Origin of the sequence: Streptomyces sp. WZ-12 (assembly GCF_028898845.1) — a bacterium.
In the GTDB taxonomy this organism is placed as follows: Bacteria; Actinomycetota; Actinomycetes; order Streptomycetales; family Streptomycetaceae; genus Streptomyces.
Genome location: NZ_CP118574.1, coordinates 9060165 through 9086053, shown reverse-complemented (window position 1 = coordinate 9086053; position 25889 = coordinate 9060165). Strand labels below are relative to the sequence as shown.

General features: G+C 68.9%; 21 protein-coding genes and 1 pseudogene. 11 read left to right on the top strand and 11 right to left on the bottom strand.

Going from position 1 to position 25889, the window contains the following annotated elements; translation table 11 throughout:
- Nucleotides 1-38: 38 nt before the first annotated feature.
- The 5 genes and pseudogenes from PV796_RS39835 to PV796_RS39820 form a co-directional block, all read right to left on the bottom strand.
- A pseudogene (locus PV796_RS39835) lies at nucleotides 39-2165 on the bottom strand (penicillin acylase family protein); the annotation flags it as partial.
- Nucleotides 2166-2183: 18 nt separating this feature from the next.
- Nucleotides 2184-2948, bottom strand: coding sequence for an IS5 family transposase (locus PV796_RS39830; protein WP_274918887.1), 765 nt, complete (start codon nucleotides 2946-2948; stop codon nucleotides 2184-2186).
- 95 nt (nucleotides 2949-3043) lie between these two features.
- Nucleotides 3044-3211 (bottom strand): penicillin acylase family protein, encoded by a 168-nt coding sequence (locus PV796_RS42505; RefSeq protein ID WP_446750715.1) that lies wholly within the window; start codon nucleotides 3209-3211, stop codon nucleotides 3044-3046.
- 762 nt (nucleotides 3212-3973) lie between these two features.
- On the bottom strand, nucleotides 3974-4111 hold the full coding sequence (locus PV796_RS39825) for a hypothetical protein (RefSeq protein ID WP_274918756.1): 138 nt from the start codon (nucleotides 4109-4111) through the stop codon (nucleotides 3974-3976).
- Between the two features lie 139 nt (nucleotides 4112-4250).
- Nucleotides 4251-5732 (bottom strand): alanine/glycine:cation symporter family protein, encoded by a 1482-nt coding sequence (locus PV796_RS39820; RefSeq protein WP_274918755.1) that lies wholly within the window; start codon nucleotides 5730-5732, stop codon nucleotides 4251-4253.
- Between the two features lie 421 nt (nucleotides 5733-6153).
- Here PV796_RS39820 and PV796_RS39815 point away from each other — a divergent pair, with 421 nt between their 5' ends.
- The 5 genes from PV796_RS39815 to PV796_RS39795 all read left to right on the top strand — a co-directional run bounded on the left by PV796_RS39815 (nucleotide 6154) and on the right by PV796_RS39795 (nucleotide 12186).
- Nucleotides 6154-6720 carry a glycerol-3-phosphate responsive antiterminator gene (locus tag PV796_RS39815; RefSeq protein ID WP_274918754.1) on the top strand — a complete coding sequence of 189 codons (567 nt, stop codon included), beginning with the start codon at nucleotides 6154-6156 and terminating at the stop codon, nucleotides 6718-6720.
- Nucleotides 6721-6995: 275 nt separating this feature from the next.
- A complete protein-coding gene (locus tag PV796_RS39810) occupies nucleotides 6996-8282 on the top strand; it encodes an MFS transporter (protein WP_274918753.1) in 1287 nt (428 codons plus the stop codon).
- A 25-nt stretch (nucleotides 8283-8307) separates the two neighbouring features.
- Nucleotides 8308-9084, top strand: coding sequence for an SDR family oxidoreductase (locus PV796_RS39805; protein ID WP_274918752.1), 777 nt, complete (start codon nucleotides 8308-8310; stop codon nucleotides 9082-9084).
- A gap of 80 nt (nucleotides 9085-9164) precedes the next feature.
- Nucleotides 9165-10622 (top strand): FAD-binding oxidoreductase, encoded by a 1458-nt coding sequence (locus tag PV796_RS39800; protein WP_274918751.1) that lies wholly within the window; start codon nucleotides 9165-9167, stop codon nucleotides 10620-10622.
- Between the two features lie 130 nt (nucleotides 10623-10752).
- Nucleotides 10753-12186, top strand: coding sequence for an FGGY-family carbohydrate kinase (locus PV796_RS39795; protein WP_274918750.1), 1434 nt, complete (start codon nucleotides 10753-10755; stop codon nucleotides 12184-12186).
- Between the two features lie 155 nt (nucleotides 12187-12341).
- Here PV796_RS39795 and PV796_RS39790 read toward each other — a convergent pair whose 3' ends face one another.
- Nucleotides 12342-12617 carry a hypothetical protein gene (locus PV796_RS39790; RefSeq protein WP_274918749.1) on the bottom strand — a complete coding sequence of 92 codons (276 nt, stop codon included), beginning with the start codon at nucleotides 12615-12617 and terminating at the stop codon, nucleotides 12342-12344.
- A gap of 87 nt (nucleotides 12618-12704) precedes the next feature.
- Here PV796_RS39790 and PV796_RS39785 point away from each other — a divergent pair, with 87 nt between their 5' ends.
- Nucleotides 12705-12842, top strand: coding sequence for a hypothetical protein (locus PV796_RS39785; protein WP_274918748.1), 138 nt, complete (start codon nucleotides 12705-12707; stop codon nucleotides 12840-12842).
- Between the two features lie 76 nt (nucleotides 12843-12918).
- On the opposite strand, the gene PV796_RS39780 is transcribed toward PV796_RS39785, so the two are convergent.
- Entirely contained in the window at nucleotides 12919-13734 is an 816-nt protein-coding gene (locus tag PV796_RS39780; RefSeq protein WP_274918747.1) for an SDR family NAD(P)-dependent oxidoreductase, read from the bottom strand.
- Nucleotides 13735-14281: 547 nt separating this feature from the next.
- Complete coding sequence (locus tag PV796_RS39775; RefSeq protein ID WP_274918746.1) at nucleotides 14282-15031, bottom strand: hypothetical protein; 750 nt, start codon at nucleotides 15029-15031, stop codon at nucleotides 14282-14284.
- Between the two features lie 321 nt (nucleotides 15032-15352).
- On the opposite strand from PV796_RS39775, the gene PV796_RS39770 reads away from it, so the two are divergent.
- From PV796_RS39770 to PV796_RS39755, 4 genes are all read left to right on the top strand, one after another.
- The gene (locus tag PV796_RS39770) at nucleotides 15353-15994 is read left to right on the top strand and encodes a DUF1963 domain-containing protein (RefSeq protein WP_274918745.1); all 642 of its coding nucleotides are present in this window, start codon (nucleotides 15353-15355) and stop codon (nucleotides 15992-15994) included.
- 422 nt (nucleotides 15995-16416) lie between these two features.
- The gene (locus PV796_RS39765) at nucleotides 16417-17322 is read left to right on the top strand and encodes a hypothetical protein (protein ID WP_274918744.1); all 906 of its coding nucleotides are present in this window, start codon (nucleotides 16417-16419) and stop codon (nucleotides 17320-17322) included.
- 357 nt (nucleotides 17323-17679) lie between these two features.
- A complete protein-coding gene (locus PV796_RS39760; RefSeq protein ID WP_274918743.1) occupies nucleotides 17680-18270 on the top strand; it encodes a snapalysin family zinc-dependent metalloprotease in 591 nt (196 codons plus the stop codon).
- A gap of 522 nt (nucleotides 18271-18792) precedes the next feature.
- Nucleotides 18793-19743 carry an NADP-dependent oxidoreductase gene (locus PV796_RS39755; RefSeq protein WP_274918742.1) on the top strand — a complete coding sequence of 317 codons (951 nt, stop codon included), beginning with the start codon at nucleotides 18793-18795 and terminating at the stop codon, nucleotides 19741-19743.
- A gap of 286 nt (nucleotides 19744-20029) precedes the next feature.
- Here PV796_RS39755 and PV796_RS39750 read toward each other — a convergent pair whose 3' ends face one another.
- Nucleotides 20030-21466 carry an FAD-dependent monooxygenase gene (locus PV796_RS39750; protein ID WP_274918741.1) on the bottom strand — a complete coding sequence of 479 codons (1437 nt, stop codon included), beginning with the start codon at nucleotides 21464-21466 and terminating at the stop codon, nucleotides 20030-20032.
- Between the two features lie 131 nt (nucleotides 21467-21597).
- Between PV796_RS39750 and PV796_RS39745 the strand changes: the two genes are divergently transcribed.
- Entirely contained in the window at nucleotides 21598-22563 is a 966-nt protein-coding gene (locus tag PV796_RS39745; RefSeq protein ID WP_274918739.1) for an Lrp/AsnC family transcriptional regulator, read from the top strand.
- A gap of 257 nt (nucleotides 22564-22820) precedes the next feature.
- Here PV796_RS39745 and tpg read toward each other — a convergent pair whose 3' ends face one another.
- Both tpg and tap read right to left on the bottom strand, forming a co-directional pair.
- Nucleotides 22821-23378: a telomere-protecting terminal protein Tpg gene (tpg, locus tag PV796_RS39740; protein WP_274918738.1), complete on the bottom strand. Its 558-nt coding sequence runs from the start codon at nucleotides 23376-23378 to the stop codon at nucleotides 22821-22823.
- Nucleotides 23379-23387: 9 nt separating this feature from the next.
- Nucleotides 23388-25628, bottom strand: a complete 2241-nt coding sequence (gene tap / locus PV796_RS39735; RefSeq protein ID WP_274918737.1) for a telomere-associated protein Tap — start codon at nucleotides 25626-25628, stop codon at nucleotides 23388-23390.
- Nucleotides 25629-25889: the final 261 nt, after the last annotated feature.

Sequence of the window (25889 nt, the reverse complement as noted above, 5' to 3'; positions counted from 1 at the left end):
AGCCACCTCCGCTACATGTGCGTGCGCTGCAAGCCCGATTACCGCCATGCGACGACGGTGGTTTTGACTGCCGGATCCGCGAGGATCGCCGGCCAGGTGAACAGGCAGTGATGTGCCCTGCCCCGCGCGAACAGCCCCTGCTGGTCGGCGAAATGCGGGGAGTCCGGGTCGATGGACTCCGAGAAGGTGAGCAGTCCCTCGGCCACCGGGCCGTGCTCGGTGAACTGGACGGCCAACAGCATGCTGGTGCCCGAGTTGACCTGGAAGCCGTCGGGCGGCGGGACCGGCTGGGTGGTGGTGCCCGGCTCCGGGGTGTACTCCACGACGTCGAGCGCACCGAGTGCGTCGGCGGTTCCCGGCACGGGCAGCCGCCGTCCGCCCTTGTTCTCCTGCTGGACGGCGCCGAGCGGGACGTCCAGTGGTAGTCCGGAGGACTCCATCGTGTGCTGCGCGCGCAGGATGGCCGGTCCCAGCACCGCGGGGTCCGGCTTCGGGGTGCCGGGGGTGTGCACCGGGTCGCGCGGGTCGAACGGCGTGCCGAACAGCGGTCCCACCGACGTCAGGGCGTCGGGAGCGACGGCCAGCACGTTCGACATGACCTCGCGCCACAGCACGGCCCCTCTGCTGCCGACGGAGAACCGGCCGTCCCAGTCGTCGAGTACGTGGCAGGCTTTCGCCGCCTCGGCCTGCGCCCGGCACACCCCGCGCACCGGGCCGAGCAGCAGCCGGGAACTGAGCGTCTTGTTGGACAGCACCGCGGACATCAACTCCCGTACTCCGAGGCGGTGTTCGCGTCCCCGCCCGGAGTCGGCGAGCAGGAGGGCGTTGAACCGCGCCCTGGCGCTCAGCGCCGCCCGCTGCTCCCCCAGCACGGTGGGGAACCCTTCGAGCGGGTGGTGCGGATTGGCGATCCAGGGGCTGTTGTTCGCGTTGAACACATAGTCCCGGCGGGTGAGTTGCGGCCAGCGGCTCGGCGGCAGCAGCCCCGGCGCGGCCGCTCGGGGGCTCACCAGCCAGTCCTGCCGGGGGTCGCTGCCGTTCAGGAGGCCGATCGGGCTCGCCAGCCACGCCTTGGTCGCCGCGCGGCCGAGATAGGGAGTGCTCGCCGCGTCCCCGTACCAGGCGTTCCCCTTTTGGTCGGCGGCCAGGGTGTTCAGCCAGGGCGTGCCGTACCTCGCGTTCGCCTCGGCGACCTCGGCGACGCTGCCGGACCGTGCCAGGTCGAGCCAGAAGTCGAGTTGGCGGGTGTTGCCGGCGTTCGCGTCGCGGAAGGCGATGGCGCTGGTGGTGCTCCACCCGTAGCGCGGGTCCAGCGCCGAGAGGTCGACGATCGGCCCGTAGTCGGTCGACCACAACGTCCGGGTGACCGTGCCGAGTCGGCCGCCGGCCAGCCTGACCTTGACCGACGCGGTGGCCGGCCGCAGCCGTCGGAGGCGGTCACCGCTGCGATAGCGCGTCGGGTCTCCCGCGACCAACTGGAGCTTGGCGAAGGTGTAACGGGGCCCTTGTGCGACCGTGTGGGTCCAGGCGACCTTCTCGTTGAAGCCGAGCTGGATTCCCGGCAGGCCGCCGACGCCGGCACCGTAGACGTTCAACTCGCCGGGTACCGTGAGCTGGCACTCCCACAGCTGGAGCTCTCCCTGCCAGGGAAAGTGCGGGTTGGCCAGCAGCGCCCCCCGGCCGGTGGTCGACCGCTCGCCGCCGATCGCCCAGCCGTTGCTGCCCGGTGCCGCGCCATGGGCCCCCGGCAGCGCCTGCCGGACCGAGTCGGCGACGGCAGCCAGTGGCACCCGTAAGTCGGGCGGGTGCCGTGGGTCGGCGGGGCGGGCGGCCGGTGGCTGCGCCACGGCGATGGCGGGCAGCACGGCCCGACCGCTGGAAACGATCGCGAGATCCTGCTCGTAGGCGAGGAGGTCCACCGCGGTGAGGGGGCCCACCCACGGCCGTCCCGCGCACCAGCCGTGGACTCCGCGCGGCCCGACGGTGGCCAAGTACCGGTTGTATCCGGCGGCGTAGCCCTCGATCATGGACCGAGCGCGGCCCGACAAGGTCGGAAGCGAACGCCTCGCCCGGTCCACCAGGCGCAGGGCCCGGTACCCCAAGTCCGACGCCAGGTACCGGTCCCCCGGTCCGCGGCCGAGCCACCGCGCGCGTTCACCGCGGACCTTGAGCCTTTGCCAACCTCACTTTGAGCAGTTCAGGTGAAGCGTCAGCACTGCTTGAACGACGCCGGTGATGCGGGTGGTGCTGCAGCGGAGTTTGCGCAGGAGGCGCCACGTTTTGAGCGTGGCCATCGCCTGCTCTCCGAGAGCCCGAATGCGCGCATGTGCGACGTTAACAGCTTGCTGACCTGCGGAGAGGTTGTTGTGCCGGCCGCGGAAGGGCACCCGGACACTCCCGCCGGCGCCCTGGTATCCCTTGTCCGCCCAGCAGGCCAGGTCGGCATCAGACAGGGCGTTGATGATGCCGTGAGTGCGGGCGGCCTTGATGTCGTGGACGGCGCCGGGCAGGGCGGGCGATGCCCACAACAGTCGGCCGTGCGGGTCGGTGAGGACCTGCACGTTCATCCCGTGCTTGCGATGCTTGCCCGAATAGAAGGGTCGGTCGGCGGCGATCCGGTCGATCGGCAGCAGGGTCCCGTCCAAGATGACGAACGCCTTGCCCTGTGCCGCCTTCACCGCCGCCGCGAGCTCCGGCGCCAGGGCGGCCAGCAGTTCCACGGCTTCGGCGACATATCGGTAGACGGTGCTGAGACCAACCTTGAACCCGGCTGCGAGCTGCGCATACGTGTGCCCACAGCGCAGGTGCGCCAACACCAGCAGGGCCTGTCGGCCAGCGGGCAGCCGGCGCCAGCGCGTACCCCGCCCGGCCCGGTGTGCAGCCAGTTGAGCCGTCAGAAACCGCAGGTGGGAAGTGGACAGGTCGAGCGCGGACGGGTAGACAAGCACGCGAAGCTCCTGGAGCAGACGAGCGATCTTGGTCGTGAACTCGTCTACCAGGAGCTTCGTCATGTCACGCACCTGGGCCCCACCCCAACACCCCATCAAGCCCAGCAGGTTGGCAAAGGCTCCTTGACCACCTGGTCCGCGAGATCACACAGCCGGTCCTGGGCATAGGCCCAGCCCTGTCCGAACGCCACACTGCCCAGATTCGCCGCCCGAATATGGGGAATTCCATAGCTCGTTCGATATATCTCGGCGCGGTAACCCACCCCGCCGACCGCAAACTGTCGGCCAACTTCACGCGTCGGTACCGCACTCCCCAGCGCCGGCCCCGGCGAGGCCACCGGTAACAGGCATGCGGCGACGAACGCCACGGCCGGTAAAACCAGCGGGGCTCGGCGCCGACGCCTCCGGGCGTCAGGGATCGTGGACAGAACTCCTCGCCTCCAACAGGCACAGCCGTTCCGGAATCACGAAAGACTTTCAGTCCACAGCAGAATTCCCCCGACCCCAACTCGGACTGCTAGAAACTTCTACACACCGCCGCCCGCAGAAACAAGAGGACGGTAAGACTGGCTTTCGGACTCCATTCCGCCCGCACAGCCAACGGTCACGCCGAACAAGTGAACGGAATCCGCGGCCGCAAATCCCCTACCCGCTCAGGGCTTTGGGGCTCCAGAGGAAGTAGCGCTGGATGGGAAGAAAGTAAACGAATTGCCACCACGAAGAGTTGAGACGGGACGCGCTCGCGCTCGCCGACTCCGCGACCGCACGGCCATGTGAACTGGCTGAAACCCCTGGGGCGTTGCCGATGACTCCTGACTCACCGACCCCCCGCTGAGAAACACAAACCCGCCAAGCCCTCACGCCCATGCGCTGCTCAATGCACGCGCTGCTCGGGAACTCCACCTGATCTGAGCCATTTCGCTGACCGGGGGCGGGCAACACCCCACCGGCGCCCGCGCCGAGAGGTGCGCGCCCATCTGGCAGCGGCCGGGCGTTCCCTTCAGACCAGCCCTGCACCCCGGAGATCACCGCGTCTCACTGTGGGAGACGGACGGGAAGACCTCGGGCATCCGTCGCTTCAATTCGGCCTCGATACCCAGGATTTCGGCGATCTCCACGATCGGCGCCCGGCTCAGGCGCAGTTCCTGAAGCCGGGCGCTCATCCCGTCGCCGCCGGCGAAGCCACCCCGTACCCACCGTTCACGGGCACCGTTCGGTGGCGACCGTGCAGCGCTCCGTGTCCCCGGCGCGGCCAGGGTCTCGTCGCGCCGCCGTGCCGGGGATCTCGGCGTGGAGGTCGGGTCAGAGCTGTTGGGTGCTCGGCTGGCTCGTGCCGACCAAGGAGAGCTGGGGGTTGCTCGGCGTGCGGGGCGGGTCCCAGCACTGGATGCCCTTGAGGCCGGGCAGGCGGTCCCGGGTGAAGAGGGGGTCCAGGCCGGCCCGGCGCTGGGCGAGGTAGTCCTCCAGGAGCCGGAAGGCGATGCCGGAGAGGGGAATGATGGCGAGCAGGTTGATCAGGGCCATGATGCCCATGGAGACGTCGGCGAGGTTCCAGACGATCGAGACGGAGCCCAGCGAGCCGAGCACCACTGCGGCCAGGACCAGTGTCCGGTAGGAGGAGAGCACCCAGCGCTTGCGGGTGATGAATTGGATGTTGGTCTCGCCGTAGTAGTAGTTCCCGATCATCGAGCTGAAGGCGAGCAAGAAGACCACGGCGGTGAGCACGTGGCCGGCCCAGGAGCCGAGGGTGCCGCTCAGCGCGTTCTGGGTGAGGTCGGCGCCCTGCCGGCCGGCGAGTTCGGGGTTGGTGACCAGGACGATGAAGGCGGTCATCGTGCACACCAGGAGGGTGTCGAAGAAGACGCCCAGGGACTGGACGAGGCCCTGCTTGACCGGGTGGGAGACCTCGGCGGCGGCGCCTGCGTTGGGGGCCGAGCCCAGGCCGGCCTCGTTGGAGAACATGCCGCGCCGGATGCCCTGTTGGATGGCCGCGCCGATCCCGCCGGCGGCGAGCTCGCGCAGGCCGAATGCGCCGCCGACGATGTCTGCGATGACGCGGGGGAACTCGGTGATGTTCAGCAGCACCACGGCCAGACCGAGGAGCAGGTAGACGATGGCCATCACTGGGACGAGCACGCTGGTTACGGAGGAGAGTCGGCGGACCCCGCCGAAGACGGCCAGGCCCAGCAGGGCGGCCAGCAGGAGGCCGGTGGCCGGGCCGAACCAGGAACCGTCGGCTTCCGGCAGCGAGCCGCCGACCACGGTGGTGATGGTGTTGGCCTGGACGGCGTTGAAGACGAAGCCGAAGGTGGCGGTGATGACCACGGCGAACAGGACGCCGAGCCAGCGCTTCCCGAGGGCCCGCTGCATGTAGTAGGCCGGGCCGCCCCGGTAGGTTCCGGTGGCGCCGCGCACCTTGTAGAGCTGGGCGAGGGCCGACTCCACGAAGGCGGAGGCGGCGCCGATGATCGCCATCGCCCACATCCAGAAGACGGCCCCTGCTCCACCGAGGGTGATCGCGGTGGCCACACCGGCGATGTTGCCGGTCCCGACCCGGGCGGCCGCCGAGATGGTGAAGGCGCCGAAGGCGGACACCTGCTTACGGCCGTCAGCGCGCGGGGAGGTCTTCTCCCTGAGCACCCGGAAGGTCTCGGGCAGCAGGCGAAGCTGCACGGCCTTGGATCGGATCGTGAAGTACAGACCGGCGCCGATCACCAGGGGGATCAGCAGCCAGGTCCATAGGTGATCGCTCACGGAAACGATCAGTGTGTCCAGGTTCTCCATGTCGGAAGTGTCTCGGGGGGCGAGGAGCCCTCGACAGGGACTAAGGTCCATCGCTCGCAGGTCGCTGGACCTTGGGTTTGCGTCTTTGGTCCTTTCCCGCTGCGCGGTGGTGTTCGGGGAGCGGTGTCTTGGGCTCCGTCGCAGGTGGTGTCCGGTGCGTCGGTTGTCTGGGGGCTGCGCGAGCCCGGGAGGAGGGCGGGGCCGGTGGAGCCTGGTCCTGGCGATGGTTGGGGGCCCGGTGATGGGTTGGTCGTGGAGTGGGTGAGGGCGTTCGCCGTGGATCTGGCTGGGGGCCCTCCCGGCCGCGGCGCGCATACTGGGGGCAGGTGGCAGGGGTGGTGAAGTGCCGGCCTCTTCCGTGCTCTTGGGCGTTGGTGGAGCCTGCTGCCACATGCCGCTGCTATGTGCCTGGGAGATGAGTATGGCTGCTGCCCTTGCAGAGCTACTGGAAGAGCATCCGGTCGTCGCCAGCGTGGTGGACGAGTCCGGGTTGCAGGCGGTGCTGCGTTCCGATTGCCGCATCGTGTTCCTGCTCTACGGCTCGGTTCTCGACCTCCCGGACATCGTGCAGCGTCTCAAGGACGATGGGCGCGTCGTCTTGGTGAACGTCGATCTGCTCGATGGTTTCGCCGGGAAAGAGGTGGTCGTGCGGTACGTCAAGGAGCGGACGGCCGCCGATGGGATCCTCAGCTCCAAGGCGTTTATGGTGCGGGCCGCTCGCGAGCTGGGATTGTTCGCGGTGCACCGCTTCTTCCTCATCGACTCGCTCTCGTACCACAATCTCGCGCCGCAGGTGCGTAGGTCGCAGCCGGACTGTGTGGAGATCCTGCCCGGCTGTATGCCGCGGGTCATCTCCTGGGTGGTGGCGGACATCGGTGTGCCGCTCATCGCCGGCGGGCTGGTCTGTGATCGCGACGATGTGTTCGCGGCCCTGAAGGCGGGTGCGTGCGCGATCGCCTCGTCGAATCGGGACGTCTGGGCCATGTGAGCCTCGTACCCGCAGGTCGTGGGGGTAAGCAGGTGGTTGACAGCGGGAAACGTTCGCTCGTACTGTTCGTGAACGGACCGATGAGGGCCGAATAACTTCATACCGGCTCCGGCTCTGCGCCGGAGCAGTTACTAGAGACCAGAGAACAGTAACTCCTCACCACAGAGGGTTACTGTTCTTTTTTTGTATCCAGTTTCTCGGATTCTGGGCTTCCACGAAGAGGTGGTTGTGCGTTGTCCACGTTGCAAAGATGGGTCAGCTTTCTGGTCCTTTCGATGTCCGGCGGGATCATCTTCCAGGTCGCTTACATTCGCTTTGTGTTCCTCGGGCCCACTACCGAGGCACTACGGTTGTCGGCGCAGGACTACGGCAACATCATTTCGGTGTTCGGCGCCGTTGCGGTGTTCATGTACTTTCTCGGCGGCTGGTTCGCCGACCGGTTCGAGCCGCGAACGCTGATCACCGTGGCGCTGGCCGGAACCGGCGCCGCTGATCTGTACCTCGCGCAGGCACCCGGATATTGGGGTGCGCTGGCCGCCCATGTGGTGATGGCCGTGATGGGGATGGGTCTGTACTGGCCGGCGCTCGTCAAGGCGATCGGAATGCTCGGGAGCTCTTCCGAGCAGGGGCGTCTCTTCGGGTTTTTGGAAGGGACGCGTGGCGTCACCTCCACCGTGGTGGGGTTCGCCGGAACCGCTATCGTCGCGATGGCTGTGGCGCAGTCGGCGGGCGTCATCTGGCTGATCCGGCTCTACGGTGTGCTGTGTTTCGTCTTCGCCGCGCTGACGTGGCTCTTTGTGAAGAGTGACGCGGGGAGGCTCGCTGAACTCGGCTCGTCGTCGGTGACGTTGCGTCAGTTGTGGCGGGCGGTGCGGAACAAGTACACGTGGCTCATCGGCATCACCGCCATGCTGATGTACTGCTTCTACACGACGCTCGGCTATTTCTCGCCGCTGCTGGAAAACCGCTTCGGCATGGCCGCCGGGCTCATCGGTGTCATCGGCGTGATCCGCACCTACGTCTTCCAGTTCGTCGCGGGCCCCGCGGGTGGTGTCGTCGTCGACAAGGTCACCAAGTCCTCGCCGCGCCTTCTGCGTTGGATGTTCGTCGGCAGCGCCGCCGTTGCCCTGGTCTTCTTGGTGCTGCCGCACCAGCCCGCCTACAAGTGGGGGGCGCTGGGGTTGATGTTCCTGCTCTGCCTGTTCGTGTTCACCAGCCGGGGTGTCTACTTCGCGACGGTCGGTGAGGTGGAGATCCCCAAGAACGAGCGGGGCGGTGTCATCGGACTGGCCTCTGGTATCGCGTTCCTGCCCGATGCGTTCCTGCCCTCGCTGTGCGCCTGGTGGATCGGCGACCCCACCGCGACGCCCGCCGTGCCGGAGCAGGGCGGCGGCTACACGACGCTGTTCGTCTTCCTGCTGGCGATGGCACTGCTGGGGGTCTTGGTGACGACCCTGACCACGCGGGCCCGCGCCCGGACCTGGCCTCCCGCCCCGCCCCCCCCCCCCGGCCCCTCCCACGGTCCCCGCGACCGCCTGAGCCGCCCCCCCCCCTCTTCCTGAGCCGCACTACTGAAGGCAGAACCCCATGGACATCACGGACTTCCACTCAGGTTTCTTCTCCCTCGCGGGCAAGAACGCCATCGTCACCGGTGGCAACACCGGTTTGGGCCAGGCGTTCTCACTGGCCCTCGCCAAGGCCGGCGCGAACGTCTTCATCCCCTCCGTCGCCGAGGACGACGGCACCACGCGTCGGCTCATCGAGGACGCGGGGGCTCGTATGGAGTTCCTTGAGGCCGATCTCACGGCGCCGGGTGCTCCGCTGCGGATCGTTCAGGGGTGTGTGGAGGCATTCGGTTCGGTGGATGTGCTGGTGAACTCGGCGGGCATCTGCAACCTCGCCCCCGTGGAGGAGTTCGGCCGTGCCGAATGGGATCCCATGGTCGCGGTCAATCTGACGGCGGCCTTCGAACTCAGCCACGAGGCGGCGCAGTTCATGATTCCGCAGCGCTCGGGGAAGATCATCAACATCGCGTCGATGTTCTCGTTCCTGGGCGGTCAGCGCTCGCCCGCCTACGCCGCAACCAAGCACGGCATCGCAGGACTGACCAAGGCGTACTGCGACGAGCTCGCCCCGTACAACATCCAGGTCAATGCGATCGCGCCCGGTTACTTCGCCACGAAGATCACCGAAGAGACGCGGTCGGACCCGGAGAGCAACGGCCGCGTCCTTTCCCATATCCCGGCCGGGCGTTGGGGGGACGTGGCCGACCTGATGGGGACGACGGTGTTCCTGGCCTCGCGCGCCTCGGACTACGTCAACGGCCATGTGCTGCCGGTGGACGGAGGCTATCTGGTCCGCTGACCCCTCCCCCGGCGCACCGTCTCCCTTTTCCTTGCCCTCGTCGCACTTTTGACATCGCAACACCCGAAGGTGAAACCATCATGGCCAAGTCGCATTCGACACTCACCCGCGCAGACATCCTCACCGGCCTCGCCGACCTCGTCGCCGCCGAGCAGATCGTCACCGACCCGGAGCAGCTTCAGCAGGCGAGCGTCGACCGCTTCAAGAAGTACCAGTCCGTGCACGGCATCTACGACGGCCCGCTGCCCGCGGCGATCGTCAACGCCCGTTCCACCCAGGACGTTTCACGCGTCCTGGCCTTCGCCAACGCCCACGGCATTAACGTGGTCGCCCGCACCGGCCGCACCGGCACCGAGGGCGGGCTGGAGACCGCCGTGGAGGACACGATCGTGCTCGACGGCTCGGGCCTGGACCGGATCCTCGCGATCGACACCGACAACATGCAGGTCACCGTGGAGTGCGGTGTGCCCCTCCAACTCCTGGAGGACCGCCTGCGCGAGCAGGGCCTGACCACCGGCCACTCCCCCCAGTCCAAGCCGCTGGCGCAGTACGGCGGCCTGGTCGCCACCCGCTCGATCGGCCAGCTCTCCACGCTGTACGGCGCGATCGAGGACATGGTCGTCGGCCTGGAGGCGGTCTTCGCCGACGGCACCGTCACCCGCATCAAGAACGTCCCGCGTCGCGCCGCCGGCCCCGACATCCGACACATCGTCATCGGCAACGAAGGCGCGCTGTGCTACCTCACCGAGGTCACGGTCAAGGTCTTCAAGTACCAGCCGGAGAACAACGAGTTCCACGGCTTCCTCGTCGATGACATGGCCACCGGTGTCGCGATGATCCGCGAGGTGGTCACGGGCGGCTACCGTCCCTCGGTGGTGCGCGTCTACTCCCCCGAGGACGCCCGCCAACACTTCGACCACTTCTACCAGGGCAAGGTTGTCGTGGTGTTCGTCGCGGAAGGCCCCAAGGGCCTGGTGCGCGCCACGAGCGAGGAGATCACGCGGGTCGCGGCCCAGTATCCGCACACCGCGGTCGACCCCGGGCTGATCGAGGAGTGGTTCGCGAACCTCAACTGGGGCGTCGAGAAGATCGAGGCCGAGAAGCAGCACATGCTCAAGGAGGCCGAACTCGGCTACACCACCGAGGTGTCCGTGGACTGGTCACGCACCGTGGAGCTCTACGACAACGTCATGGACCGCATCCGCAACCACTTTCCGGCGGCAGACGACCTGGTGATGCTGGGCGCCCACTCCTCGCACAGCTACCAAACAGGCACCAACCTGTACTTCGTCTACGACTACAAGATCAACTGCGCGCCGCGTGAGGAGATCGACAAGTACCACATCCCGCTCAACGCCATCATCGTCGAAGAGGCCCTGAAGGTCGGCGGCTCGATCGTGCACCACCACGGCATCGGCAAGTACCGGGCACCGTGGACACGGCAGGAGCACGGCAGTGCCTACTACCTGCTGGCCAAGCTCAAGGAGACGTTCGACCCGAACGGGATCATGAACAAGGGGACGATCTTCCCCATCTAGGGCTTGAGGCCCCTCCCGCACGGCGCACGGCCGCTGTGCACACGGCCCCGCCGCGCCCGGGTGTGCGGCGGGCCACCTCTTCCCCTTCCCCCGCCGGACAGCGCCGTCCGGCCCGCACCCCGGAGTGGGCATGACCAGCACCCGTCCCCGCTACTTCATCGGCATCGACAACGGTTCACAGTCCTCGAAGGTAACCGTCTTCGACGCCCGCGGCCGGGCTGTGAGCGAGGGTCGCGCCGCCCTACGCCCCTACCACACCCCACGCCCCGGCATCGTCGAGCACCCCGACGACGACCTGTGGACCACCATCGGACAGGCAAGCCGAGCGGCGCTCGCCGCCTTCCCCGGCGACCCGGCGGACATCGCCGGGGTCGGCCTGTGCACAATCCGCTTTTGCCGCGCGGTACTCAAGGCGGACGGCACACTGGCCCAACCCGTCATGAGTTGGATGGACCAACGTGTCTCCCAACCACACGCCGTACCGGACGCGGCATATGTGACCACGTCCTCCGGCTACCTCACCCACCGCATGACGGGCGCCTTCCGCGACACCGCCGCCAATTACGCAGGCAGATGGCCCGTCGACCCCGAGACCTGGAACTGGTCCACAGATGACGGGCAGTTGGCGGCCTTCGGCGTCACGCGGTCCATGCTGTTCGACCTCGTCCAGCCCGGCGAGATCCTCGGCCAGGTCACACCGCAGGCCGCCGCGCACACCGGCATCCCCGCGGGCATCCCCGTCGTGGCGACCGCCAACGACAAAGCCGTCGAAGCACTCGGTTGCGGACTGCGCAATCCCCACACCCTCCTGATCTCACTCGGCACCTACGTCGCCGGCATGACCACCGGAACACACCACGTACCGGCCGCCCGGGACTTCTGGACCAACTACGCGAGCGAGCCCGGCCGTTACCTCTACGAATCCACCGGCGTACGGCGCGGCATGTGGACCGTGAGCTGGTACCGCGACCTCCTCGGCGAAGAAGCGGCCCTCCACGCACGAGCCGCCGGCCTCGGCGTCGAGGACTACCTCAACGCCCAGGCCGAGAAGGTCCCCGCCGGCTGCGACGGCCTCATGACGGTCCTGGACTGGCTCGCCCCACCCACCGCGCCCTTCCGCAAAGGCACCCTCCTGGGCTTCGACGGCCGCCAAGGCCGCTTCCACATCTACCGCTCCATCCTCGAAGCGCTCGCCCTGACCATCCACGACACCTCCGCCCGCATGGCCACCGAACTGGGCACCACCTTCGACGAAGTCATCCTCACCGGCGGCGGCTCCCACTCAGACCTCATGATGCAAATCCACGCCGACGTCCACGGCCTCCCCACCCACCGCGCCACCGCCACCAGCACAGCCGGCCTCGGCGCAGCCATCTGCACGGCCGTCGCCCTCGGCACCTACCCGAACACCGACGAGGCCCTCACACACATGACCCACCCGGGCACGGTGTTCGAACCAAACGAGGCCAACCACGCGACCTACCAACGCCTCAACCAGGTGTACCGAAACATCCGCAACCACACCGACGCCATCTACCAACACACCTACGGCATCTTCAACTGAACCAACAGCGCCGCCGACCTCGGAGGCGGCGAGCGCGCTCGTCCCGCTAGACGGCGCCGTCTTTGCCCTCCCCCGGCGGCACCTACTGCGCTGACCCCTTCGACGCCCCGGCGTGTCCGCACCCCGGGGCACCGAAGGCATCCTGACCCCGGCGTCTACACGTCTTCCAGGAGCCGTACCGTGCAGGGCGCGTACCCCTTGCGGTCCCTTGCGACTATCAGAAACTCATCGTCGATGCCGTGGCGGCGACAGATGGCCTTGGAAGCGCCCTGCAGCGCCTGCGGGGTGTACTTCTTCGCCTCATCCTGCAGCCGCTTCAGCGCGAACGGCCGATCCAACTCCCCCAATGACTGGAGGGTCTTCACCTGGAGTTGCGCCGGTCCGCCCTCCACCTCGACCATCTCCTCGGCCACGATCAGCCACTTCGCCATGGACAACCTCACTCCCTGATGTCGTCTGCCCTGACAACGCCCCACCGCAGCGGGCTGTTCCCGTGACTCGTGCCCCTACGACAAGGTGTGGATGCGCGCCTGGTCGACGCCCATGCGGCGGCCGGGGTCACACCGCTGACGCTCTTCCTCGACGAGCTTGACGAAGGTCGCGCCCTTGCCCGTCTGGACGATCCGGCGAAACTGATCGAGCGGTACGGCGGCTGACTGCCGTCGTCCTGTCGCCCCGTCCGTTCCCGGCTCTGCCACAGGCCCTGTGGAACGGGCCTGTGGCGGGAGCCCGCTACGGGCGCGGGGTGCGTGCCTCGATCCGATAGTCGAAGGCGGCGCCGCCGACGCCGAGTTGGGTCACCCCGCCGTCGACGGTCAGGGCGGCCCCGTTGACGTAGGAAGCGGCGGGCGAGAGCAGCCAGTCGATCGCCTCGGCGACCTCCTGCGGATCGCCCGGCCGCCGGGCGGGATTCAGCCGGTTCGCCTCCTCGTACCCCGCCTCGGCACCGCCCGCCAGCCCCGCCTCCGCCGCGAACCGCGTCATCCGCTGGTCGGCCATCTCCGTACGCACCCAGCCCGGGCACACCGCGTTGGCCCGCAACCCCTGCGGCCCGTAGTCAACGGCCATTGAACGGCACAGGTGGAGCAAAGCCGCCTTGGACGTCGAATAGCCGGCGCTGCCAATGCTGTTGCGCAGCGCGCCGACCGAGGCGACCGCGACCACCGCACCGCGGGCCGCCAGCAGATGCGGCAGCGCGGCACGCAGCAGCAGGAACGGTCCGGTGACATTGGTTCGTATCAGCTCCTCCCAGTCCTCGACCGCGAGGTCGCCGACCGCGCCGGCCCGCCCGATTCCGGCGTTGAGCACCACACCGTCGAGCCTCCCGTAGGCCGCCACCGTCGCCTCGACGAGCTCACGGACGGCCTCGGGGTCACCGACGTCGGAAGGGTGAGCCAACGCTCCGGTCTCCTCAGCCACCCGCCGCAGTGGCTCAGGCCGTCGCCCGGAGATCACCACCTGATGCCCGGCGGTACGCAGCAGTCGGGCCGTGGCGGCCCCGATTCCCGTCCCCCCACCCGTCACCAGGACAACACGCTGCTCCGCCATGGTCGTTCGCCTTTCGAAGATGCTCGGCTTCCGGTTCCCGCACCGCGAGCATACGAAGCCCCCGCACCACCAGGCCGACGGGGTACCGCTGCTGACAGCACCGCGGCTGAGTGCACGGCGACGGCAGCCGAGAACGCGCCGGAATGGCAAGGTGGACGGCCCAAAACTCCGGCCGATACGGGTCGTTGCGGGGGTCTTCGGGCGCAACGCTGTGGTAGCGACGAGGAGTGACCCGGCAGCCGTGCCCCCTGCCGGGCCCCGTTCATCACAGCAAACTGCGGTCAGTTGCCGTGCGGTCCAGGTCGGCGCCCCAGCAAACTTCCCGGCAGCCGTTGACGTTCGTGGTGGCAGGGGTTGCGAGCCCGACCGCGTGGCCGCCACCGAGCTGTTGCCGCAGCACGAGCCGCCGGTGGCACGCCACATGGCCTGGTGCTCCGCTCCCGAACCGGAGCGGAGCAGGGCGGCATCCCGACAGGCGTCGGCCGTGCCGGTCACCGTACGCACCAATCGGGCCGAATTCGGGCCCACTTGAGGGCTCCCCACCGCTCTACTGTTGCCAGGCACGGACCAGCTTCGGCCGCACGGCGGCGCCCATCGCCGTCGCCGATACCGCGACGACCAGGAGAAAGACGCTGCCCGCCACGGCGAGCACCGCCTGGATCTGATCGTCCGCCACCGATCCTGCGCGTTGGGGACGGACCCATGCTCCTGGGTCTCGGACCACGTTCATGCGTTCACCGGGCCGGTCGTCGCGCTCGCAGAAGATGGTGTCCGTTATCCCGCCCGAGCCGTCCTCTCGGACTCTACAGAGGTACTCGGTGACCTTTCCCCGCCACGGCGTGACCGCGGTGACGACTCCGGAGTGCGTCACGCCCCTTTCCCGCAGGACGATTGCTCCCGCCGATCCGTAGGCCAGCACCGGAACCGCGAGCAGTGGTACGAGCATCAACGGGTGTGCCAGGGGGCGCACCAGTGGGGTGGCCAACACCCACACCACCTTCATCAGCCCCACCCCGCTGACGACGCTGAGCAGTATCCCCGGCAGCCGCATCCCGTCGTTCGCCCCCAGGGCACCGCCGAGGAGGTGCAGCGTCACGAAGACCGGAATCGAGACGGCGAGCAGCCACGGACGGCGCGGGTACCAGGGGAGCGGTTCCGCGCGTCCGCGGTGCCGCCCGCGGGGCCTTACAGAACTCGGCGGGCTCCCCAACTCCCCTTTGCTGCCGGGCTGTTCTTCTGTTCCAGCACACCCCTGCGGCCCCGGGCCGTTCGACGTGCTGTCCCCCATCTCCGTCATGGATCACATCCTCGCACCCACCACTGACATCCCGTGCCCGACAGCGCAGCGGGCAGTGTGCAGGAGGTGATTGCTGGGTCGATGGTGAGGTGACGGTGGGTTGCTGGCCGGCGCCGGGCTGGGCGAGGGGGCTTGCTGTGAAGGCCCGTTGGGCGGTTAGACCCTGATGCAGGCGACGTTCAGGGGTCCGCTCGCGAGAGGGGCACCGTTTCGGCAGGTCAAGCGCTTGTGCGGCAGCAGGGCGCGTTGGTCACGGTGCCGGAGGGAGGTCGGGGTCGGCTCGCCCGCGCGATGTCAGTGGGGTGACCTAGAGTCCTGGATATGACGACTCTCATGATTGATGCAGGTCCGGTTGCACCGACTGCTCTGGTTACCCGGACCGGCGGAGTGCCACTGGCTCCGGCGGCTGCTCCGTGGCCCTGCTGCGCTTCGTGCGAGGGCCCGATGCAGTTCCTCGCCCAGGTGGTCCTGGATGACCTCGGAGGCGGGGTGGGAAACCGGGGAATCCTCGCCTTGTTCGCGTGCCAGAACGACCCGGGTATGTGTGACGACTGGGATCCGGACTCCGGCGGGAACCAGGCATTGCTCTTCCCCGCGGATGGTCTTGAGCCGCTGCCTCGGCCCGAGGGCGGTGTCGATGAGGCCCTGCTCGCGCTCGGTTCCGTTCGGGGCGTCAGCTTGGTGCACGCGGACGAGCACCATTACGACCAGGCCGGCGAAGAGTGGGCGGCGAGAAATGACCGCCCCGCGTCATCCGTGCTCGGCCAGCTCGGCGGAAGTCCCGCCTGGCTTCAGGGCGATGAGACGCCGTCCTGTCCCTCATGCGCCTCCCCCATGCCACTGATCGTCCAGCTCGAAGAAGGCCCTGACCACAGCACCGCGATGAACTTCGGCGGTGGCGGCGGCGCCTACGCGTTCGCCTGTGAGCCGTGCGGCCGTGCGAAGTTCCTGTGGCAGTGCTGAGCCGCCCTCAACAAACGTGAGGAGCGCGGCACCGACGAGGGAGCTGATCGCGACGCCTGAAGGAGATGTGCGAAGCCTTTTCGGCGCGGGTGTCTCAGCGGGTAGGAACGTTTGGCGGCCCGCTCGACTGCCACGAGTTATGCGTGGGAAACCGAATAGATGGCGTGGTTGAAGTCCCCGACGGACTTGTTCGGATCCCGTGACGCCTCCTGATCCATACCTCGCCCGACGATGCGGCCGGAGCAGGTGCCCAGCCCAACCCCCGACCTGCGGCCACAACACCACGCCGCCGAGCCCAGGCACGTCCCGGTCGCGCGCAAGTCGTCGGGAGGAGAGGGGCCGGCTTATCCCTTCGCGACATGTCGGACTAATGCGCTACGGTGCGTAGCGTAAGTAAGGAAGACGGACAAACAGGGGTAGGCGTGCGCAAGAGCATCACGCGACGTGCGGGGATCTCGGTGGCGGCGGTGGCCGCGCTGGCGGGCGTGACGAGCTGCCAGGGCGGCTCGGACAAGGCCGAGGGTAGCCCGCGGGACTCCGGCAAGGGCTCGGTAACACACGCGCTTTCGGCGGCCTACAAGAAGACCGCGGCGGCGAAGTCCGCGAAGGTCACGATGAGCATGACGACGCCGGCGGGCATGCCGGACAGCGGCGTGACGAAGATGTCCGGTGTCATGGGCTGGGACCCGATGGTGATGGATGTGACCATGACCGAAAGCCCGCTCGGGGCGAAAGCTGGCGACGGTGCCGAGAAGACCCACATGATCTGGCTCGACGACGCCATGTACGTGGACATGAACGAGCGGCCCGAGGAGTTCGACGGCAAGCGGTGGGGCAAGCTCGACTTGGGGGCCGCGCTGAAGCAGAGCGACAACGCCAAGCTCGTGAAGCAGATGACCGCCGGCCTGGACGACATGAAGCAGGACCCGGCGCAGCAGCTCGCGATGTTGCTTGGTTCGCCGGACGTCAAGCACCTGGGGTCTGGTGAGGTGAACGGCGAGCGCGCCGAGCACTACAAGGGCTCGTTGACGATCGAGGAGGGGCTGAAGGGCGCCAAGACCGCGCAGGCCCTCTCGCCCGAGGAACGCGAGAAGTTGCTCGCGAACGCCAAGAAGGCGGGCGTCAAGGGCTACACCTACGACGTGTGGGTCAACGGTGATGACTACCCGGTGAAGATGGACATGGACGTCAAGACGCCGCAGGGCGCCATCAGCACCACCATGGACTTCTCCGACTACGGGACCAAGGCATCGGTGAAGGCCCCGCCGGCCGACGACACCGTCGACCTGATCAAGGAGCTCCAGAAAATCACCGCTCAGGGCGCGTAGTTCCCCGCCACGGCGGGACCACTCGATCCACTCCAACGCCACGACCACGTCGCGGCCCCGGCACGGGTCAGTCAATGCCTCGGCGATCCAACATCTGATGCACAGTCAATGTCCCTTCCTGTGCAGGGTTATGAGCAGGCGAGGCCGCCGCACGACGGGTCCGCCATCTACGCGGAGGCACGACCGACAACCGACGCACGCCTGCCATCCTCCCCCTCCACCCCGTCGTCAACTCCTGTGCGCTTTGAGCCAACTTGAAGTCATCGAGGCTCGATTACCGGCGAGAGGTTGTCGTGTTCGCGACGAACCCCGTTTACTGCGGACACCAGTTGAGACTCAAGGAGGCGCACCCGTCCCATGATCAAGCAACTAGCCGCCCTGACGGCGCTCATCCCCGCCATGCTGAGCCCCACGATCGGCGTCGCCGCGGCGCACTCCGCACCGCACGCGACCTCGGCCGTGGTCACCCTGACCTATGACGCCAGCGGTGCCGGCCAGTGGGCGGACCCGATCAAGCAGGCCGTACAGAACTGGAACGCCGCGGTGCACAACGTGCGCTTGGAGCCGGCGAGCTCCGGCGCCTCGGCCGACTACGTCTACACAGCGACCAGCGGCTGGCCGCAGACCACGTTGGGGCCGATCTTCCCCGGCGGCAGCGGTGAAGTGCAGTTGGGCCAGCAAGCGGTGGACGAGGGCTACGACACGACCCGGATCGCGGCGCACGAAACCGGGCACATCCTCGGGCTGCCCGACGACTACAGCGGCCCCTGCTCGGAGCTCATGTCCGGCCACGGTCCCGGCACGTCCTGCACCAACGCCAAGCCGAACGCGGCCGAGGCGGCGCAGGTCGACAAGAACTACGCCGCCGGTGGACCGGCGGTTCGCCCGCATCGTCACCAGGTGGTGATCGACATCTGGTCCAACCGGGTTCCCGCCGGCGCGCGCTGACCGGCCATCAGCCCACCTGCCGCAGGGGACGGCTGCGGCAGAGGGCCGGCCGATGGGCGAGCGCCCTGGCGCCGGCCGCCAGCGCAGCGACCTCGAACGAAGACCTCCGAAGACCTCCGGGCAAAGCCATCAACTCGGGCCCACGGACGCCGAGTCGACATCCGCGTCAACCTCCCGTCACCACCGACGATCCGCCACCAGCCAGGCCCCGCCAACGCGGCGGCGTAGGCGAGCTGGTCCAGCGCCAGAGCCCGGCGCCCCGCTCTGAACGCACGGCGAGTTGGCGCCCACGCCCGGCCACGGCCCCGATCACCGATCTCGCCATCCGAGCCGAGGACGGCCGGAATGGCGCAGTCGAACAATCTCTCCGCGCAGTACCGGCACACCTCCCTCGACCAAGACATGACGCCGCGGAAGACCCGGCGCACGGTGACGGCTCCGCCGCTCGCGAGCCGGGGTTGTACGTCAAGCACTCACCCTCTAAGGTTAGTTCGATAGTTGTCGTACAAAGAGGTGAGAGCCATGCGCGCGATCGGTCTGACGGAGTTTGGTGGTCCCGAAGTGCTGCGGGTGATCGAGCTGCCGGATCCGGTGCCTGGCCGCGGTGAAGTGCGCATCCGCATCCACGCCGCCTCGGTCAACCCCACCGACACCATGCTGCGTTCCGGCACCACCCGCGGACGGTTCAACGGCCGCCCGGGGCCGTACGTACCGGGTATGGACGCGGCCGGCGTGGTCGATGCGATCGGGCCGGACACCTCCACCCCGCTCCAGCAGGGGGATGCAGTGATCGCGATCGTGCGCCCCTACGAGCCGCGCGGCGGCGCCTACGCCGAATTCGTCGTGGTGCCCGTGGAGTCGGTGGTGCCGATGCTCTCCGACGTGGACTTCCCGGCCGCCTCGACGCTGCTGATGAACGCCCTCACCGCCCGCGTCGGGCTGGACTTGCTCGACGTGCCGGCCGGTGGCACCGTCGCGGTGACCGGGGCGGCCGGGGCCTTCGGCGGGTACGCGGTGCAACTGGCCAAGAGCCAAGGGCTGCGGGTGCTGGCCGACGCCTCTCCGTCCGACGCGCAGTTGGTGGCAGACCTGGGCGCGGACGAGGTGGTACCGCGCGGTGATGACGTCGCCGATCGGTTCCGCGCGCTCGCGCCCGACGGGGTGGACGGCGTGCTCGACGGCGCGATGCTGCACGAGTTGGTCCTCCCGGCAATCCGGGACGGCGGTGGTATCGCCGTCATCCGTGGCTGGGAGGGCCCGGTGGACCGCGGCATCCGGGTCCATCCGGTCTGGGTCAACGAGGCGGCCACCGACCACGCCCGACTGCTCCGGCTGCGCGACCAGGCCGAGGCAGGCGAACTGACCCTGCGCGTGGCCGACGTACTGCCCGCCGACCAAGCGGCCTCGGCACACCGCCGACTGGCCAAGGGCGGGCTGCGGGGCCGCCTCGTACTGGACTTCACCACCCTCTAGCAACCTGGCAACCCCGGCTCAAGCGAACGCCTTGCGCGCCGACGACGCGGCCGGCGAGACGGGCGACGCGACGCGACGGGTCATCCACCGGGCGAGGTCCCGGGGCGACCCTCCTCAGGACCTCGCGCAGGCTAGGCCACTGCCCGGCGCACCGGATAGTCCCAGCGCCTGAGCGACCGGACCACGGCTTCGGCGCCGATGGGATTGGCGCTGTGGCGGTGGTCACCATCGGTGTTCGGTGATGGTCACCGGCCGTTCCGCGATGGCCAGTATCGTGGGCGTCGGCTCAGCGGGGCTCGCCGAACCAGCGGTGGAGCGCCGGTTCCAGGGCGTCCGCGCCGGCCCAACACACGTAGCCGTCCGGCCGGATGAGCATCGGTTCGGTGTCGGTGCCCTGGTCTACCCGGTCCACCCGGTCCGACCAGGGGCCGGCGATCTTGGCGAAGGCGTCGGCCGGGTCGAGCAGGATGCCGTGCCCGGACCGCAGCAGTTCGTGTATCCGGGCCGGGCCGAGGTCCAGGTCCGGTGCGGGTCGGCCGACGAGCGGATGGGTTTCGGTGCCCGGCATCGGATAGCGGATGGCCATGCCGGACATCAGGTCGGCGAGATGGTGCTGGACGTCCGGCAGTTGGGCCATCGCCGTGAAGATCTCCCGGGCGGACAGCACGTCCGGATCGCGGGTGCCGGCCCAGTCCATCAGCAGGCTCTGTGCCCGGACGTTGCGCAGTACGGCGGCCCCGGCCGGATGCCGTTCCGCGTGATACGTGTCGAGCAGGTTCTGCGGTGCCCAACCGTGCACGGCGGCGCCGAGCTTCCAACCGAGGTTGAGCGCGTCCTGCATTCCGGTGTTCATGCCTTGTGCGCCGAGCGGAAGGTGGACGTGGGCGGCATCGCCCGCGAGGAACACCCGCCCGTGCCGGTACTGCTCGACCTGCCGCGACGCGTTGGTGATACGGCGGGCGTAGCGCAGTTCGCGCAGGTGCACCCGTGTTCCGAACACCGTGCTCAGGCCGTGGCGGATTTCGTCCTCGGTGACCGGGGTCTCCCTCGGCAGTGACTGGCCCGGTCCGCCGAGGACCAGTCGGCGCAGTTGCCTGCCCTGCGGATCGGTGCCGAGCGGGAACAGTGCCGCCCAGTGTCCGTCCTCGTTCCAGGTGTGTGACGTGGACGGATCGGTGCCGCCCAGCCGTACGTCGGCGGCGACGATCGTCAACGTGCCCGGTTGACCGGTGAATTCGGCCCGCAGCAGGGACCGTACGGTGCTGTGAGCGCCGTCGGCGGCCACGAGGTATCGGGAGCGGAGGGTGGTGCCGTTGGCGAAGGTCGCGGTGACCCCGTTGTCGTCCTGGGTCAGGCCGACCAGTTCGTGGTCCCTGCGGGGGTGGAGGCCGTGCGCGGCGAGATGCTTCTCGAAGAACCCCTCGATCACCACCTGCGGCACGGACCGCCAGGGCAGGCGGTGTCGGTTGGCGTGGAGTGGGAGGGGGATACCGGCGAAGTGGCCGGTGGTGACGGGGTGGTCTCCCGTGGCCAACAAGGGTTCCAGCAGCCCTCGTTGGTCGAGTGCCTCCAGCGTGCGGGACTGCACGCCGCCCGCCTTGGACAGGTCACTGCGCTGCGACAGCTTGTCGACCAGCGCAGTCGAAACCCCCGCCATCAGCAGTTCGTTGGCCAGCGTCATTCCGGTCGGGCCGGCTCCGACGATGAGCACATCGGTGTCCACGGACTCTCCTTGGGTCGGTGTCGATCCTGTCTGTGTCGATCAGGGCAGGAGCAACGGTCCGTCAGCCGGGCTGCCCGAGCCAGAATCCGGCTCGATTGCGTCGGTATCTGACGCCGTATAGCCTCGGCTCGGTGGAATCCGACTACGACGAGCTGGATCGACGGCTCGTGCATGCCCTGCAGATCGACGGCCGCGCCCCGTTCAGCACCATCGCCGAGGTTCTCGGCGTATCGGATCGCACCGTCGCCCGCCGCTACGCCCGGTTGCGGTCGGCCGGGGCGGTACGGGTGCTCGGCGGGGTCGCCCCGACCGCGCTGGGCGCCATCCAGTGGTTCCTGCGGGTGCGATGTGCGCCCGCGGCGTCGCTTCCGGTCGCCGAGGCGCTGGCCAGGCGCCCCGACACGTCCTGGGTGAGCCTCAGTTCCGGCGGCACCGAGATCACCTGCGTGGTCCGAACCGAGAACGAGACGGACAGCGAGGCGCTGCTGCTGGCCAAACTCCCCCACACCCCGCGCGTGGAGGGCGTGACCGCGCACTCCGTGTTGCACGCCTTCTACGGCGGCCCGGACAACCTGGTGGGAAAACTCGGATCGTTGGACGAGGCGGCGATCGAGCGGCTCCGCCCGCCTCCGGTGCCGCATCGACGGGGACCGGTGCGGCTCGACGACGGCGATCGCAAGCTCCTCGCCCTGCTCGCCGCTGACGGCCGGGCCGGGTTCGAGCAGTTGGCCGCGGCGACCGGCTGGTCGCCGACGACGGTCCGGCGCCGGATGACGGAGTTGCGCGAACTCGGCCTGCTCTATCTCGACATCGACGTCGACTGGCGGATGTTCGGCGTGCACGCCCGAACGCTGCTCTGGCTCTCGGTCGCCCCCGCATACCTGGAGGAGGTCGGTCAGGCACTGGCCGGGCATCCGGAGATCGCGTTCGCCGCCGCCACCACCGGCCCGACCAATCTGTACGCGAGCGTGGTGTGCGCGAACCAACGGGAGTTGTACCGGTACCTGACCACCCGGGTCGCCACGCTCCCCGCCGTCACACACCTCGAAACGGCACCCGTGATCAGGACCGTCAAGAAGGCAGCGAACCAGGCATAGCAGCTGACCGGCGCCCCGCTGGCTCGATCGCACGGCGCCACGGTGATGTCATCGGCTCCGGCGCCGTATCGACTGTCTGGCTGACCGGCCGGGCCGCCGGTCAGCGTGCTTGGCCAGGCCCGGGTTCACTCCCAACGGCGTGCTCCCACCGACGGTCCTCGCGACGGAACGCTGCCTTGCTGACACCCCTCGTGCATCAGCTCAACTGGTCTCGCTCAACTGGCCCTGGATCGTGGGCCGTTCGCGCCGCGCGACCGCTACAGGTCGAACTCCACGTGTTCGATGTCGGTGAAGCGCACCTCCTCCAGGCTCCCGGCGCGGCGGCCGTTGTCTTGGAAGTAGACCTCCCTGAGCGCTTCGGCAGCGATCTGCTTGAGCTGTTGGTCGCCGGCGCCGGTCTGTTGGGCGTCGAAGAGGCGGGCGGCGTAGCGGGGTGGCAGGGCGACGGTCAGGTGGCGGATGCGGTCCTGGTCGGTGGAGCCGATCGGCGCGGTGTAGCCGAGGCGGGCGCGGGTGTCGATGACGATGCCACCGGTGGTCGCCGCCTGTTCCCGGGCCTTGGCCCGGATCTGCGGCTGCCACCGCTTGACCACCTCGTGTTCCAGGCGTGCGGCGAGGTCCGGTCGCGGCTTCTTGAGCTGGTCCTTGACGTACCGTTCGACGGTGCGTTGGGAGACGCGCAACAGCTCGGCGACCCGCCTGGTGCCCTTGAGCTGCTTGACCAGGTACCGCATCTGCGCGCCGGCCGACTTCGGCGCGGGGCGGGTGAACGACTTCTGCACCGCCTTGTCCAGGCCGTCCCCGAAGATGTCCATGTCCCTCTCCTACTCTCCGTTGTCGACGTCGGTGACGGTGCCGTCCTTGATGTACCGGGCGAGGTTGAGCTCGGGGGCGGCAAACCGGTCGCGGAGCTCTTCGCCCCACAACACGGTCTGGGTGCCCTCGTGCTTGACCAGGCCCGGGTTCACTCCCAACTTGAAGCCACCAGGCAGCGGTTTGCCGTCCCGGTAGGGCAGGAAGTCCAGCGGCGAGGTCCCGTCGGTCGCGTAGACGGCGCAGTCGGAGAGGACCGCGACCGGGTACTGGCCGGTGAACGCCGCGTGCTTGACGATCTTTCGGTGCATGTTGATCCGCGTGCGGGAGATGACCGCCGCGCGGATGTCCGGCCGCCACGTCGGCCGGGACAGGGCACGCCAGGGCTCCCCCGGCCGCCAGCCCTCCCCCCGCGGGCGCTCGCGCAGCTTGCCCAGGCCGCCCTTGACCGTCGCCTTGATCGCCGAGACGACGATTGCCAGGTGGGGGTCGCGCTGGCGGTAGCCGTCCATCGCCGTCAGGAAGTCCGCCGGCGCCAGGTCCGCGGCCACCCCGAGATCGGCCATGGTGGCGAGGTAGGCGTCGCGCAGGCGGTTGTACCAGGCGTCCAGGTAACGGCCGTTGTCGTGGCGCACCCACGCCTCGATCGGCGTGACGTCGTAGCCGAGCTCCACCGCGTACGCCACGGTGGGCGTGGCGTACCAGGCCGGGCCCTCGGGGCGCTCGCCCTTGGGCGTGAACGGACTCGGCAGCAGACTGCCGTCCAACTCCACCCGCTCCTTGCCGACCTTCACCCTCGACAGGTCGACGTGAGACAGGTCGACCAGCCACGAGCCGGGCAACTTCGGGTCGAACACCGGGTTGTTGACGTGCGTCGGCGCGCCGAGGCCGACGGGCAGCCCGTTCGCGCCGGCGGCGAAGGCCATGTTGACGTCGATGCCGACCAGGTGTTGCCGCATGGTGGCCTCGGTGTCGGTGAGCGGCCGGGCCCAGTCATACGCCTCTTCGAAGAGCTTCTCGGCCGGGCCGCGGACGTGGAAGCGCGGCAGGTCCTTGAGCAACGGGTGCCCGTCGGGGGCTTCGCAGGGTGCGCAGTCCACCGGGTCCTTGCCCAGGCTGCCGGGGTTGCGCTCGGAGTGCCGCTTGCCGTCGGCGTCGGGCGCGGAGGCGCGGGTCGGCGGGTGCAGGGCGGTCATCAGCTCCAGGCCGGTCACGGCCGTGGAACCGCGCGGCGTCATCACCCTGGACGCGTACACGCCCAGGAGCCGGGCCAGTTCCGCCGGCGGGAGGTGCGCGGCGTCGGCCCAGTGGCGGGAGTCGAGCGCGTGCCAGGACGGGATGCACAACTGGACGCAGGCCCGCTCCGAGCCCTGCGCCGGGCGGTAGATCCGCGCCCACGGACCGAACCCGCGCTTGGTCAACTTCCATTCCGCACGCGCCAGTTGCTTGATGACCTTGTGGCCTTCGGGGATCCGCCCGGCGAGTCGCTCCTCATCCGTGAGGGCAACCGGCAGGCCGTAGCGCTCCAGTGCGGCTTCGGTGAGCGCGAGCAACGGATCGGCGTCCTTGCCCGGGCCGGACAGCTTCGGCTGCCCGAGCCTGGCTTCGCGCAGCGTCCAATCCACCAGGGACGGGACGGACTTGGCGGGCACCTCCAGGACCAGGCCGCCGGGGCAGTACGCCGACACCTGCCCGTTGTCGTCGACGTCCACGACGGCGAGCGGCCCGTTCTCGAAGCGTGGGTCGACGCCCCCCGCCGGGGTGTTGGCCGATGCCGCCTTCTGCGCGCCTGGTCGGCGCGGTGTCGATGAGGAACGGGCGGTGCGCATCGGGCGCTGCGGGGCTGCCGGGGCAGCGCTCGGCTCGGCGATCTCCTGGGCGGGCACGGCCGCCGCTTCGGGCGCCGCGGGGGACGGAGTTCGCCTCTCGGCCTCGGCGGGCGCGTCAGCGGCGGGCGTGTCGGTGGGCGTCTCCGGTGGCTGCGCGCCTTCGGTGTCGGCGGGCTTGGGGTACTTCTCCGCCCACCCGTCCAGCAGCCGTTGGTACGCCTGACGGCGCGGCGGCCGCGGCTCCGAGCGGCCGGCCTCCCAGTTCTTCACCGTCTGCGTGGACGTCCGCAGCGCCTGCGCGAGCCGGGCCTGCGAGATGTGGGCCGCTTCGCGCAGTCGCGTCCGCTCTGCCGGGGGTGGCAACTCCGGTTCGCCTTCCAGCAGTTCATCCACTGCCGCGAACAGCTCGTCTTCGGTCGGCATGATGCACCTCCGCCCCCACACTATCCCAAGCTTACCCCTCATTTTATCTTTGGAATCGCATCCGCCTTAACCTTGGATTTGGATCGCTTCGGGGCGGCCTGAACGAGCGTGCCAGGGGCGCGGCTTGCGTCCACCGCTAGCGAGCGGCGAACGACACACCGTGATGCGGGCCCGCGCTTGAGTGGGGGACGTGCTCTGCCCCTCGACCCGACGGGTGCGGGTCGAGGGGCAGAGCGTGAAGCCCTCCGCGTAGGTCCTCTC